Below are 14,245 nucleotides of genomic sequence, written 5' to 3'. Positions count from 1 at the left end.
CAATTTGTATTAACAAATACCATTTTTTTACTACTTTTGTAGGTATACTAAAACACCGAACTTTATCATCAAGACCATAACAATGAGACAATCCATCATATCCACATTCATCACAGCCATAGCCATGTCTGCGTGCGCCACCTCTGCAGCCCATGCCTCCACAGGCAATGCAGTTGCCGAAATGGCGCTCTCAGCCAGCAATGCGGAGGCTGCTCCTGCGGACAACACGCGCTACACCTGCCAGCGACCGAAGGAAGCCGACCGCCTCTTCGTCTCGGACGTCATAGAGAAGAAAATCAAGGAGGTGAAGCGTCTTATCCGTGAGAACGCCCGACTGGCATGGATGTTCGAGAACTGCTTCCCCAATACGCTCGACACCACCGTGCATTACGACGCCGGCGAGGGCGACGGCAATGAGGACACGTTCGTATATACGGGCGACATACATGCCATGTGGCTGCGCGATTCGGCAGCACAGGTGTGGCCCTACGTACAGTTTGCCAAGGCTGACCCGAAGGTGAAGAAGATGATACGCGGCGTGATAAGACGACAGTTGAAGTGCATAAACATCGATCCCTACGCCAACGCATTCAACAAGGAGCCTCAGCCCGAGGGAGGATGGATGAACGACATAACTGACATGAAGCCCGAACTGCACGAGCGCAAGTACGAGATTGACTCGCTCTGCTACCCCATCCGACTGGCTTACCATTACTGGCAGACCACGGGCGACGCCTCTGTCTTCGACGCTGAATGGCAGAAGGCGGTGAAGAACGTCCTGCGTGTCTTCCATGAGCAGCAGCGCAAGACGGGCCTCGGCACATACCACTTCCAGCGCGAGACTGAAGACCAGCTCGACACGGTATGCAATCACGGATGGGGCAATCCCGTGAAGCCCGTCGGACTTATAGCCTCGGTATTCCGTCCGAGCGACGACGCCGCGACGTTTCTCTTCCTCGTGCCATCCAACTTCATGGCTGTATCGTCCCTGCGCAAGGCGGCTGAGATTCTGGACAAGGTCAACGGCGACGCTGCCACAGCCAAAGAATGCCGACAGCTTGCCGACGAGGTGAGCGAAGCGCTAAGGAAATACGCCGTAGTGGACCATCCCAAGTATGGCAAGATTTACGCTTACGAGGTGGACGGCTTCGGCAATCACTTCCTCATGGACGACGCCAACGTGCCGAGTCTGCTCGCAATGCCTTATCTCGGCGACGTGCCGGAGGACGACCCCATATATCAGAACACGCGCCGCTTCGTGTGGAGCGAGGACAATCCCTACTTCTTCCGCGGCAAGGCGGGCGAGGGAATCGGCGGACCGCACGTAGGACTGGGCATGGCTTGGCCTATGTCCATAATGATGCGTGCCTTCACCAGCAAGGACGACGGCGAGATAAAGGAATGCCTGAAGATGCTCCAGCGCACGGATGCCGGCACAGGATTCATCCACGAATCGTTCGACGTGAACGACGCATTCCACTTTACGCGCCCTTGGTTTGCATGGCAGAACACGCTCTTCGGCGAGCTGATACTCAAGCTGGTGGCTGAAGGAAAGACGCAGCTGCTGAAGGAAGCAAGGGTGGACAACGAGTAACTTCCTAAACCATTAAGCATGCTGAAATCACTTTCCATCCTGCTGCCTTCATACAACAACGACTGCCGACCGCTCATAACGGCTCTTCATAGTCAGGCGGAAGCCTTGAAGGACAACCTTTTAAGGTGCGAGATTGTGGTGTATGACGACTGCTCCACGGACACGGCAAAGGCGGAAGCTAACCGACAGCTGTGTGAAAGCCTTACACATTGCCGCTTCGTAAGGGGCAATCATAACGTGGGAAGGTCGGCGGCACGCAACCGGCTGGTGGAGCTGGCGCAATACGAATGGCTCGTCTTCATCGACAGCGACCTTTCGCCTCTCCCCTCAGACTTCCTTGCCGTGTATGCCGCAGCAGACTCGCTTGGAGCGGAAGCCGTGGTGGGCGGACTGAAGATTCATGCGCCGACGGACACCGAGCCAAGATCTTGCCTGCGCTATCTGTACGAGCTTGGCGCCACACAAAGCCATCCGCTGTCATGGCGTAAGCGCAATCCCTACGCCGCTTTCCACGTCAGTAACATCCTCATACGGCGTGACGTGATGACGGCACACCCCTTCGACGTCTCCATCACGCGCTACGGCTATGAGGACGTGCTGCTCGGACGCGAACTGAAGGACAACGGCATACGTGTGGCTCACACGGACAATCCTGTGGGATTCTCACGGTTTGACGACAACGCCCACTTTCTTCGGAAGACGGAAGAGGGACTACAGACGCTACATGACATGCGAGACGCGCTGCGCGGCTATTCGGGTGTGCAGACGCTCGTGGAACGTCTTTCGTGCTTAGGCTTGGCGCCATTGCTGCGCTTGGCATTCCGTATCACGCGAAGAATGCTGCTCCGAAATCTTACGGGACGCAAGCCATCGCTGACGGCATTTTCGGTTTATCGCATCGGTTATTACGCTATGCTTTGCCGAAACGACTGAATATGATACGAGCCTTCAAACTATACAAACCACCAAAAGAAGCAGAATAAAGATCACAAACAATAAAAACTACAGAACAAAAATGAACAAAAAACACTTATTAACCACATTGCTCATGCTGACATTCGCCATTGTCGGCATGGCAAAGGTCTACCAGCCTGTCGACTATGTCAGCACGCTGGTAGGCACAGAGTCGAAGCACTCGCTGTCGACGGGTAACACTTATCCAGCCGTATGCCTCCCTTGGGGCATGAATTTCTGGACACCGCAGACAGGCAAGATGGGCGACGGATGGGCTTATGTCTATTCGGCAGACAAGCTGCGCGGCTTCAAGCAGACCCATCAGCCAAGCCCGTGGATTAACGACTACGGACAGTTCAGCATCATGCCGGAGACCGGCAAGCCCGTCTTCGATGAAGACCAGCGTGCCTCATGGTTCTCGCACAAGGCAGAGGTGGCTACACCTTACTATTATCGCGCTTATCTGGCTGACTATGACGTGGTGACGGAGATTGCGCCCACGGAGCGTGCTGCCATCATGCGCATCACCTTCCCGGAGAGCGACTCATACGTAGTGGTGGACGCTTTCGACGAGGGATCGTACGTAAAGATCATGCCGGAGCAGAGAATGATTGTAGGCTACACCACGAAGAACAGCGGTGGCGTGCCCGACAACTTCAAGAACTACTTCGTGCTAAAGTTCGACCACGACTTCACCTACACCACAGCCGTGAATAACGGCAAGATGGACAGCAAGGCATTAGAGGCCGACTGCAAGCATGCAGGTGCCATCGTGGGCTTCAAGACTCGCCGCGGCGAGCAGGTGAACGTGCGCATCGCCTCTTCCTTCATCTCTGAGGAGCAGGCTATGGAGAACCTCAAGGAGCTGGCTGGAGCTTCGTTTGACGAGGTGAAGGCTCAGGGCCGCAAGACATGGAACGACGTTCTGGGTCGCATAGAGGTGAAGTCGGACAACATCGACCATCTCCGCACATTCTATTCCTGCCTCTATCGCTCGGTGCTCTTCCCACGCTCATTCTATGAGAAGACAGCAGCAGGCGAGATAGTACACTACTCGCCGTACAACGGCAAGGTGCTGCCGGGATATATGTTCACCGACACCGGCTTCTGGGACACATTCCGCTGCCTCTTCCCGCTGCTTAACGTGATGTATCCGTCGATGAACGTGAAGATGCAGGAAGGTCTGGTTAACGCATACAAGGAGAGCGGTTTCCTTCCCGAATGGGCTTCGCCGGGTCATCGCGAATGTATGGTGGGCAACAACTCAGCGTCCATCGTGGCTGACGCTTACCTCTGCGGTCTGAAGGGATATGACGCCGAAACGCTTTGGAAGGCTGTGGTTCACGGTGCCAACAACGTACACCCGAAGGTATCGTCAACGGGTCGTCTGGGCCATGAATACTACAACAAGCTGGGCTACGTGCCCTACGACGTCAAGATAAACGAGAACGTGGCACGCACACTGGAATACGCCTACGACGACTGGTGCATCTATCAGTTCGGCAAGTCTCTCGGCAAGTCGAAGAAGGAGCTTGAGCCTTTCCGCCGCCGCGCATTCAACTATCGCAACGTCTTCGACAAGGAGACCAACCTCATGCGCGGCCGTCTGCAGAACGGCAAGTTCCAGGCTCCTTTCTCTCCGCTGAAGTGGGGCGATGCCTTCACCGAGGGCAACGCTTGGCACTACACATGGTCAGTATTCCACGACCCGCAGGGACTTATCGACCTTATGGGTGGCAAGGAAGTGTTCAACAGCATGCTCGACTCCGTATTCAACGTGCCGCCACTCTTCGACGACAGCTATTACGGAGCCGTAATCCACGAGATTCGCGAGATGCAGATTATGAACATGGGCAACTATGCTCACGGCAACCAGCCCATCCAGCACATGATTTACCTCTACGGCTATTCAGGTGAGCCTTGGAAGACACAGTACTGGATTCGTCAGGTGATGGACCGCATGTATACGGCAGCGCCCGACGGATATTGCGGTGATGAGGACAATGGTCAGACTTCGGCTTGGTACGTATTCTCAGCCATGGGATTCTATCCTGTCTGCCCGGGTTCGTGCGAGTATGTTCTCGGCACTCCTTACTTCGACGAGATGAAGCTCCACCTCGAGAACGGCAAGACCGTAAGCATCAAGGCCAACAACAACTCTGAGGAGAACTGCTACGTGAAGGCTCTCACTCTCAACGGCAAGCCTTACTCACACAACTACATCACACGCACCGACCTCATGAACGGAGCGCAGTTCGTCTACGACCTCGCGCCGACGCCCAACAAGCAGCGCGGCACAGCAGACACAGACGCACCTTACTCGTTCTCAAAGACACAGAAGAAGTAGGCGGGCGGTGTAGCGCACCGCTATGCAAATATTGTACAAAGAGTAAAAACATGTTACAAAATAAAAATTGATTCTATAGTTTTATTTTGCTGTTTTTAGGGTGTTCTGCTGTGCTAACAGCACCCACACTTAACAATAGAGCCTCTTTTACAGTCCGATAGTGCCACTATCAGAGTGTAAAAGAGGCTTTATTGTATTACAAAAGCGACGGTATTGGAGTGTAAAAGTGGCTCTATAGCAGAAGAAAACGGCTCGTTTGCGAGTCGGATTTCATTGCGATTCGTCAGAAAACCGCATAACACACTGTGTATTAACGCGTTACTTCTTACCGCTCAAAACTCGAGAATTTCGCACCAAAGATTTTGTTGTGCGCCAGACTCATAGTATTGAGCATCAGAAATGCAAATATTGTATTCGGCAGAATTACCTAAAGAGTGCGAGAATACGTTACAACCTCAAGTTCTAATGACCGATTTGGGATTAAAAGACAGCAGCTGCAGATCGTATCTTACTTAAGATACCAGCCAAACGATTGTCACGCAGAGCTGTCTGAATATTATATTCGCTCTGCATGTTCATAAGAATATATGCCTTGATGCCAAGCGCAGCCTCAATACGTAACGCATAATCGGTGGTAACCGGACGCTTACAGTTGAGCATCTCATTGAACACCGAATAAGAACATCCTATTATTGATGCAAACTTTCGTTGGGATATACCACGCGACTCAAGTTCATCCTTTATGATTTCACCAGGATGTATGGGTACAGACGGCACAAGTTCGTCCACAGAATATATTTTCGCTTTATCCATATTGCTTTTACTTATAATGATTACTAATATCCAATAGATAACACACTCTGATAGTGATATCCTCCATATTGTCATTGACTATAAATTCCAAACGATACTGCTTTCCACATCTCACAGAAGAAACACCTTTTTTATCGCCTACAAGAACCTCATAATTCAAAGATTTGAATACAAACAAATCTTCAACACGCTTAGCATTAGCCAATATAGCGACAGCCTTTTGATAACTGCGTATGACTTCGGGTTGGAATCTATGTTTCTTGTCAGTAGTTTTACCATTGAAATATAAGTCAGACAAATACTCTTTGTCAAATTCTATCTTCATGCAGCAAAGTTAACGCTTTTATTTCGTGTTCGCAAATAATCGAACACCTTTAATTTCCAGTTAGATTTGACTATCTCATATTTTTTCAGTAATTTTGCAGTCCCAAAATAAAATCACACAAGGATAACATTGTAGCTTTAAGAAATGAACAGCAGTAATACTGAATCAAACTTATCCGCCTGGACAGAGGTGGAATATTCGGCTCGCTGCCAGAGCCCGTACATCACAACACCGATTTACTTGCCTAAGGAGACGACATATTATCTATGCCGTCCGGACGGCACGCGCCAGCAGAGCAGACTGACCTTCGTGGTGTTCCGCGCTGTAGGAGCCGGTGAGGACGAGTGGGAAGACGATCCGATGGTGGGCAACCTTGAGGTATGCGTCCTTGGCGACGGCGACGAAGAGGTGAAGCCCGTGGAAGCAGTATACCTCGGCGACGACCCTGAAGACTTCGTGACCGTGGTCCGCGAGGACGACAACGAGATTGTCTTCGACCTCTACTGGTCGTACGGCGACGTGAGCGTGGAGCAGGCGCAGGAGACCGACGAGGGATGGCTGGTGAAGAAAGACCTTATCGGCGAGGACGGCATTCTCTGCCGACTCACACCGCGTAAGGGCGAACCGTTCACCATAAGACTCTGCATCCCCTACATAGGATTCTCTCTGAAGGACGCCACAGACAACAACGTGCAGGGCGACATCGAGGTGAACCACAAAGACGCAGCGTCTTATGCCTACATGTTCGTGGGCAACGACACTAACGACCGTTTCCAGTTGTCGCTCGACGGAGGACGACTGAGCTATATGTGTGTGGCTAACGACGAGGGCACGCTCTCTGTCCGCAACATACACGACAATCTCTCGCTCGTAACCGAGCTGCCACTTCAAGGCACGCTGGACGAGCTGCTCATGGGAGCACACTCCGCACTCATCAAGAACAAGTCGGCACGTTGGCGCGTGGAGCTTGTCGGCGACGAGGTGGAAGGCGCTGACAGCCTGGAACTGAACGGCGTGTCACTCGCAAGATTCGCTTTCGGACTGTTCACAGCCGAGGAGAACGTGGACGAGGACAGCATCGCACAGCGACTCATGCACATGGAACAGCGACTCGGATTCCAGTGGTTCTGGGTGGACGAGGCTGACTGGAGCCATGAGAACATGGAGGGACTGATGGACATGGAAGGACTGGACGCCGACCCTGAGAAGATGATGCGACAGGCATTGCTCTTCAACCGCTACGAAACTTTCATGCGCCGACTCTGCGCTTTCTCATACGCCACACACAACAACATCCAGGGCGACCAGCTGCAGGCACGAAACAACAAGCGAAAGATTGCCCGCTGCGTCCGTCGAGTGCTGGCTCACAGAGCAGGAGAGGAGTCGCTGTGGAGCCTCGATGAGGAAGCACGCCGCGAAAACCTCCACTTCTTCTCAACATTCCACCGCGAGTTTACGCAAGCGCTGGAGGAGTAAGCGAAGTTGAGATGTGAGAGTTCAGAGTTGAGAGGTGAGGGTTGAAAGTTTTGATTTTAAAACATTAATATAACAATAATCGACAACCCCGTGGTGTAGTTAAAACTCCCACGAGGTTGTCGATTATTGTTTCATTCTAAGTTCTTCTATCAAGTCGTTTACGATATACGTATCGCTCATCAGATGCAGTCCAAACTCTGGATTGTGTAGCATTTTGCATACCTCCGAGTCATAGAAAATAGCCAAAGCCCTGTCGTTGGAAACATTAAGAGTGTTTGCTAACTGAGCTATCACACGCGCTATTTTATTCCATAAAAGAAAGTCGAGCATATTAGTTATATCTTTTCTGAATTTTTAAAATGTAAATACTTGTCCACAATGTCTTGATTGAGAATACATATTTGCCAACTCGGCTTGTGGTAAATCAGTTTGCTTAGAGTGTTCTCAATATCTGCATAGCCGTTAATATAGGCTTCAATGGAGTCGATAACACGGTCGTCAGCCACTCCTCCTTCTATAATGTCGAATCCGTTCCAAGGTTGTTTGCCTTTTCTGCTATCTACAATAAAGTCGAGCCATTCCTTATCGTAAGCTTCAAAGCGTTTTATTTTACACTCTTTATTGGGCGTATATTCATAAGAGTTTACGATGGCTTGTCCAGCTCGCCTAATGATCATAATACGTTTAGCCCATTTGGTAGCCTGCTCTGCCAATGGCGTAAGATAAAAACCCGGTCCAAAATCCAAGTCTTTTCTTCCTATATTCACAAGCGGATGCTCCACGACAACGTTTGAGCCATGAAATAGAATCTGTCTGTCCATATTAGACTGCTCCTCCTTCCCAATTTTTAAGCGCCTCAACCACGTCATTAGCTACTGCGTCACGGCTTTCCGTATGCAAAGTGTCATAACAGTCCTGTATGAGACTTTTTATAAGCCCCACCTTGTCAAGTCGTCTTCTCATCTCCGATGGAGATATGTTCATTTTCTGAGCCGAAGCCTCAATTGCCAATACTGTGAATGCAAGTCGGTCGAACTCAGGAGTTCTTGGTGTCATTTCCATAATATGCGCTGTTTGGTATATCCAATGGCAAATTTAATCATTTTCCTCAATAAAACTCTTATTTACATTTCATATTACTAAAAATATCAGATGTTTTGAGTGACAAAATATTTTTTGATTATAATTAATGTGAAATATATAGGATGGTATCATTTTAATTTGTAATTTTGCACCATAATATATATATTTTTTATAGTAAAGCTATACAAAGCACATGAAACTTGATTTGCTTACAGCCATTTCGCCTATAGACGGACGTTATCGTGGCAAAACAGAGCCCCTTGCTGACTATTTCTCAGAGTATGCACTCATACGCTACAGAGTACGCGTGGAAATAGAGTATTTCATCACGCTGTGCGAGCTTCCGCTCCCGCAGCTCAAGGACTTCGACCATAACCTCTTCCCCACCCTGCGCGCCATCTACCAGGACTTTAACGAGGAGAAGGCACAGCGCGTGAAGGACATCGAGAAGGTGACCAATCACGACGTGAAGGCTGTGGAGTACTTCATCAAGGAAGAGTTCGACAAGATTGGAGGACTTGACGCATTCAAGGAGTTCATACACTTCGGACTGACATCACAGGACATCAACAACACCAGCGTGCCCCTCTCTATCAAGGAGGCACTCGAAGAGGTGTATTATCCTATGGTGGAGGAGCTTATCGCTCAGCTCCAGCAGTATGCCGACGAATGGAAGGACGTGCCTATGCTCGCAAAGACACACGGTCAGCCCGCATCGCCCACACGCCTCGGCAAGGAGATCATGGTATTCGTATACCGTCTCACACAGCAGCTTGAAGAGCTCAAGGCTTGCAAGATGACAGCCAAGTTCGGTGGTGCCACCGGCAACTACAACGCTCATCACGTGGCTTATCCTGAGTATGACTGGAAGGCTTTCGGCAACAGCTTCGTAAGCGAGAAGCTCGGTCTCCAGAGAGAGCAGTACACCACACAGATCAGCAACTATGACTGCCTCGGAAGCGTGTTTGACGCTATGCGCCGCATCAACACCATCATCATCGACCTCGACCGCGACTTCTGGATGTATATCTCTATGGAGTACTTCAAGCAGAAGATCAAGGCTGGAGAAGTTGGCTCAAGCGCCATGCCGCACAAGGTGAACCCCATCGACTTCGAGAATTCAGAGGGCAACCTCGGCATCGCTAACGCCGTGCTGCAGTTCCTCGCCCAGAAGCTCCCGGTAAGCCGTCTGCAGCGCGACCTTACCGACTCTACCGTTCTCCGCAACGTAGGCGTGCCTTTCGGACACGGCGTCATCGCCATCCAGAGCACACTGAAGGGTCTGCGCAAGCTCATCCTCAACGAGGAGAAGCTGGAGGAAGACCTCAACAACACATGGGCTGTCGTGGCTGAAGCCATCCAGACCATTCTCCGTCGCGAGGCTTATCCGCATCCGTACGAGGCACTCAAGGCACTCACACGTACCAACAAGCACATGACAGAGGAGAGCATCCACGAGTTCGTTAAGACACTCAACGTCAGCGACGCAGTAAAGGCAGAGCTTATGGCTATCACTCCGCTCAACTACACCGGTATCTAAGCCAAGTTTGAAACACGGCATAAAAGAAAAGCAGACAACAAAACAAGATTAGAGTTTTATCAATATATAGTTAGTTAAGAAGAAGCGCATCTATGCAAAAAATCCCATGGGTGTGACTTGCCGAGAGGCCAATAACATTACAATTTAAAAAGAAAGAAAAGAATTATGGATTCAGAATTGGAAAAGAATCAGGAACAGAAAGCAGCAGATCAGACTACTGGCAATAGCGAGAGCTACGGCCGTGCTGCAAGCAACTATCAGAGAGAGTATCGCAGTGTGACCGGTCGCCCGCAGCGTCCGCGCATTCACACACAGCGTCCTTATAACGCCGAGCGCCAGCAGGCTTCTAACGACAGCCAGGGAGGAGGATTCCTTCCCGAAGGCTTCGGAGCAGGTCTTCAGGGAGCGTCAGGCAATAACGGCTATCAGCAGCGCCAGCAGGGCGGATACCAGCGTGGCGGTTATCAGCAACGCCAGCAGGGTGGCTATCGTCCCCGCTACAACCAGGACGGCGAGCAGGGCGGTTACCAGCCGCGTCAGCAGAGTGGCTATCGTCCTCGCTACAATCAGGACGGCGAGCAGGGAGGTTATCAGTCACGTCAGCAGGGAGGCTATCGTCCCCGCTATAACAACAACAACCAGGAAGGCGACCAGCAGAACAACGACCAGCAGCAGCGCTTTAATCAGGACGGCGACCAGCAGCAGGGCGGATATCAGCAGCGTGGCGGCTATCAGCAGCGCGGCGGTTACGGCCAGCAGCGTGGCGGCTATCAGCAGCGCGGCGGTTATCAGCAGCGTGGCGGTTATCAGCAGCGCGGCGGCTACGGCCAGCAGGGTGGATATCAGCGTGGTGGCTACGGTCAGCAGGGCGGATATCAGCGCGGTGGCTACGGCCAGCAGGGCGGTTATCAGCGCGGTGGCTACGGCCAGCAGGGCGGTTACAACAACCGTCAGCGCACGCATGGATACGATCCCAACGCTAAGTATAGCATGAAGAAGCGCATCGAGTATAAGGAAGAGCATATCGACCCGAACGAGCCGATCCGTCTTAACAAGTTCCTTGCCAACGCAGGCATCTGCTCACGCCGTGAGGCTGATGAGTTTATCCAGGCTGGCGTAGTGACTGTTAACGGCGAGGTGGTAACCGAACTCGGAACAAAGGTGGTACGCACCGACGAGATCAAGTTCCATGACCAGCCCGTGTCACTGGAGAAGAAGGTTTACGTGCTCCTCAACAAGCCGAAGGACTGCGTAACGACAAGCGACGATCCCCAGCAGCGCAAGACTGTCATGGACCTCGTGAAGGACGTTTGCCCTGAGCGCATCTATCCCGTTGGACGTCTTGACCGCAACACAACTGGTGTGCTCCTCCTGACCAACGACGGCGACCTTGCTTCTAAGCTCACACACCCGAAGTTCCTCAAGAAGAAGGTATATCACGTATATCTGGACAAGAACGTAACAGCTCACGACCTCCAGCAGATTGCTGACGGCATCGAGCTTGAGGACGGAGAGGTGCATGCAGACGCCATCGAGTATGCAAGCGACACCGACAAGAGCCAGGTGGGCATCGAGATTCACAGCGGCAAGAACCGTATCGTGCGCCGTATATTCGAACACCTCGGTTATCGCGTCGTTAAGCTCGACCGCGTGCAGTTCGCAGGACTCACAAAGAAGAACCTCCGTCGCGGCGACTGGCGCTTCCTCACTGAGAAGGAAGTGGATATGCTGCGCATGGGAGCTTTTGAATAATAACAGAAAACGAGTAATGTTTTAATTAAATGGAAACAATAAAGCGAACAAAGGTCGTCGACGCCCTCAAGCGCACCGACTTCGGACAGACCGTGTGCGTAAAGGGATGGGTGCGTACCCACCGCAGCTCTAAGGCTGTAGACTTCATCGCACTCAACGACGGTTCAACCATCAATAACATTCAGATTGTTGTCGACCCGACAAAGGTGGACGCTGAAATGCTCAAGCAGATCACTACTGGTGCCTGCATCTGCGCCGTAGGTACTCTTGTGGAGAGCCAGGGCAAGGGCCAGACATCAGAGATACAGTGCGAGAGCCTCGAGATTTACGGTCTCTGCGGCAACGACTACCCGATGCAGAAGAAGGGACAGTCGTTCGAGTATATGCGCCAGTATGCTCATCTCCGCCTCCGCACCAACACATTCGGTGCTGTGATGCGCATCCGCCACAACATGGCAATGGCCATCCACACATACTTCCATGAGCACGGCTACTTCTACTTCAACTCTCCGCTTATCACAGCGAGCGACTGCGAGGGAGCAGGTCAGATGTTCCAGGTGACAACCAAGAACCTCTATAACCTCAAGAAGACTGAGGACGGAAAGATTGACTATTCTGACGATTTCTTCGGAAAGCAGACTTCGCTGACCGTATCAGGACAGCTCGAGGGCGAGCTCGGAGCCACTGCTCTCGGCGCCATCTATACATTCGGACCTACATTCCGCGCTGAGAACTCAAACACTCCGCGCCACTTGGCAGAGTTCTGGATGGTGGAGCCTGAGGTGGCTTTCATCGACCTTGACGGACTTATGGACCTCGAGGAGGACTTCATCAAGTACTGCATCCGCTGGGCACTCGAGAACTGCAAGGACGACCTGGAGTTCCTCAACAAGATGATTGACAAGGGTCTTATCGCACGCCTTGAGAGTGTGCTCAACTCAGAATTCGTACGTCTGCCTTACACCGAGGGCATCCGCATCCTGCAGGAAGCCATCCAGAACGGCAAGAAGTTCGAGTTCCCGTGCGAGTGGGGTGACGACCTCGCTTCAGAGCACGAGCGTTTCCTCGTGGAGGAGCACTTCAAGAAGCCGGTTATCATGACCAACTATCCGAAGGCCATCAAGGCTTTCTATATGAAGATAGACGCAGAGGAGTCTGGCTTCGGCGGCAAGAGCGGCAAGACCGTTCAGGGCACCGACGTGCTGTTCCCGCAGATCGGTGAGATTATCGGTGGTTCTGTCCGTGAGGAGAGCTACGATAAGCTGATGAACGAGATTGAGGAGCGCCACATCCCGATGAAGGATATGACATGGTATCTCGACACCCGCAAGTACGGATCATGCCCTCACGGCGGATTCGGTCTCGGCTTCGAGCGCCTCATCCTCTTCGTAACCGGTATGCAGAACATCCGCGACGTCATCCCCTTCCCGCGTACACCGAAGAGCGCAGAATTCTAAAAAGTCGGCTAACGACATACACAAGGCGGGCTGTAAGCCCAATAATCGCATAGCATAAGCTATATTGGTTATTGGGTTTACAGCCCGCTTTCTTTGTTTTAATAAATGTGCAAACAGCAATTTACAAGTTTACAAGGCTAACATAGGAGGCTATGGCGTCCCGCCGTAGCCACGCAGCCTCCAATAGCATAACGCTCAATCTGCATACGCATTCTTCCATTGCCTGACGCCAATCAGCTCACACTCTATAAACTGTCCGTGGGTGCGTGGCTACGGCGAGACGCCATAGCCTCCTAAGTTTGTACCGCAAGCTCATGTGTTATATCATCGACAAACTGCAATTTACAGAAAAAAATAAATAACAGAGCCAGAGTTGACTTTTCTGATTCATTATCTATAGATACAGCAAAACCTCGAATTCGCCCCTAAACCCACCATATATTCTCCACAAACAGTCCAAAAACAAAGAAAAATGCACTTTTTTGAAGTTTTTTTGAAAAAAAGCGCGAAAACATTTGGAGGTTTAAATAAAATCCCCTACCTTTGCACTCGCTTTAAAGAACTAAGCATTACAACAACAAAAGTAATGACAAAAGCAATCGGGCGCTTAGCTCAGCTGGTTTAGAGCATCTGCCTTACAAGCAGAGGGTCGGGGGTTCGAATCCCTCAGCGCCCACAGGGGTGTTTCCTCGTGGTCTTCTCTTCGGAGAGACTGCGGGGATTTTTTTGTTTATACACCCTGCCAAAGCAACTACAGCGGCTCAGTGGAAATTTAGTGGCTCAGTGGAAATTTAGTGGGGATAAGCATAAATCTTTGCAAGTCGATACAGAAAAAACTTTTCATCAACGATGCCCCTTAGTGATGCTCTGAAAGCTTTGATTTTTGCATTAAAGGATTCAGCTG

The 14,245-nt window shown here is 51.2% G+C and carries 12 protein-coding genes, 1 tRNA gene and 1 pseudogene; 8 read left to right on the top strand and 6 right to left on the bottom strand.

The window, feature by feature from the left end; all coding sequences use genetic code 11:
• The first annotated feature begins 82 nt into the window (after window positions 1-82).
• The 3 genes from CHL74_RS11960 to CHL74_RS11950 all read left to right on the top strand — a co-directional run bounded on the left by CHL74_RS11960 (window position 83) and on the right by CHL74_RS11950 (window position 4,895).
• Window positions 83-1,594 carry a glycoside hydrolase family 125 protein gene (locus CHL74_RS11960; RefSeq protein WP_094881415.1) on the top strand — a complete coding sequence of 504 codons (1,512 nt, stop codon included), beginning with the start codon at window positions 83-85 and terminating at the stop codon, window positions 1,592-1,594.
• Window positions 1,595-1,612: 18 nt separating this feature from the next.
• Complete coding sequence (locus CHL74_RS11955) at window positions 1,613-2,527, top strand: glycosyltransferase family 2 protein (RefSeq protein WP_094881413.1); 915 nt, start codon at window positions 1,613-1,615, stop codon at window positions 2,525-2,527.
• Between the two features lie 82 nt (window positions 2,528-2,609).
• The gene (locus tag CHL74_RS11950; RefSeq protein ID WP_094881411.1) at window positions 2,610-4,895 is read left to right on the top strand and encodes a GH92 family glycosyl hydrolase; all 2,286 of its coding nucleotides are present in this window, start codon (window positions 2,610-2,612) and stop codon (window positions 4,893-4,895) included.
• Between the two features lie 480 nt (window positions 4,896-5,375).
• Here the strand turns inward: CHL74_RS11950 and CHL74_RS11945 are convergent, their stop codons facing one another.
• Entirely contained in the window at window positions 5,376-5,708 is a 333-nt protein-coding gene (locus CHL74_RS11945) for a HigA family addiction module antitoxin (protein WP_094881410.1), read from the bottom strand.
• Between the two features lie 7 nt (window positions 5,709-5,715).
• A complete protein-coding gene (locus tag CHL74_RS11940; protein WP_094881409.1) occupies window positions 5,716-6,033 on the bottom strand; it encodes a type II toxin-antitoxin system RelE/ParE family toxin in 318 nt (105 codons plus the stop codon).
• 144 nt (window positions 6,034-6,177) lie between these two features.
• On the opposite strand from CHL74_RS11940, the gene CHL74_RS11935 reads away from it, so the two are divergent.
• A complete protein-coding gene (locus tag CHL74_RS11935; protein WP_254923294.1) occupies window positions 6,178-7,509 on the top strand; it encodes a hypothetical protein in 1,332 nt (443 codons plus the stop codon).
• A gap of 123 nt (window positions 7,510-7,632) precedes the next feature.
• On the opposite strand, the gene CHL74_RS11930 is transcribed toward CHL74_RS11935, so the two are convergent.
• The 3 genes from CHL74_RS11930 to CHL74_RS11920 are packed head-to-tail and all read right to left on the bottom strand — an operon-like array spanning window position 7,633 to window position 8,571.
• Window positions 7,633-7,839: a DUF3791 domain-containing protein gene (locus tag CHL74_RS11930; protein WP_094881407.1), complete on the bottom strand. Its 207-nt coding sequence runs from the start codon at window positions 7,837-7,839 to the stop codon at window positions 7,633-7,635.
• Window positions 7,840-7,844: 5 nt separating this feature from the next.
• Window positions 7,845-8,330, bottom strand: coding sequence for a DUF3990 domain-containing protein (locus CHL74_RS11925; RefSeq protein ID WP_094881406.1), 486 nt, complete (start codon window positions 8,328-8,330; stop codon window positions 7,845-7,847).
• Window position 8,331: 1 nt separating this feature from the next.
• Window positions 8,332-8,571 carry a DUF3791 domain-containing protein gene (locus tag CHL74_RS11920; RefSeq protein ID WP_094881404.1) on the bottom strand — a complete coding sequence of 80 codons (240 nt, stop codon included), beginning with the start codon at window positions 8,569-8,571 and terminating at the stop codon, window positions 8,332-8,334.
• Window positions 8,572-8,785: 214 nt separating this feature from the next.
• Here CHL74_RS11920 and purB point away from each other — a divergent pair, with 214 nt between their 5' ends.
• From purB to CHL74_RS11900, 4 genes are all read left to right on the top strand, one after another.
• Window positions 8,786-10,132: an adenylosuccinate lyase gene (purB, locus tag CHL74_RS11915; RefSeq protein ID WP_094881402.1), complete on the top strand. Its 1,347-nt coding sequence runs from the start codon at window positions 8,786-8,788 to the stop codon at window positions 10,130-10,132.
• A gap of 165 nt (window positions 10,133-10,297) precedes the next feature.
• Window positions 10,298-11,884 carry a pseudouridine synthase gene (locus tag CHL74_RS11910; RefSeq protein ID WP_094881397.1) on the top strand — a complete coding sequence of 529 codons (1,587 nt, stop codon included), beginning with the start codon at window positions 10,298-10,300 and terminating at the stop codon, window positions 11,882-11,884.
• A gap of 29 nt (window positions 11,885-11,913) precedes the next feature.
• On the top strand, window positions 11,914-13,341 hold the full coding sequence (asnS, locus tag CHL74_RS11905) for an asparagine--tRNA ligase (protein WP_094881396.1): 1,428 nt from the start codon (window positions 11,914-11,916) through the stop codon (window positions 13,339-13,341).
• Window positions 13,342-13,942: 601 nt separating this feature from the next.
• A tRNA-Val gene (locus tag CHL74_RS11900) sits at window positions 13,943-14,017 on the top strand.
• A gap of 115 nt (window positions 14,018-14,132) precedes the next feature.
• Here the strand turns inward: CHL74_RS11900 and CHL74_RS16310 are convergent.
• Window positions 14,133-14,245: pseudogene (locus CHL74_RS16310) on the bottom strand (ISAon1 family transposase); the annotation flags it as partial.

Origin of the sequence: Prevotella sp. 885, from assembly GCF_002265625.1 — a bacterium.
In the GTDB taxonomy this organism is placed as follows: domain Bacteria; phylum Bacteroidota; class Bacteroidia; order Bacteroidales; family Bacteroidaceae; genus Prevotella.
The sequence above is the reverse complement of the archived record's forward strand: the minus strand, read 5'-3'. Positions and strand labels throughout refer to the sequence as shown.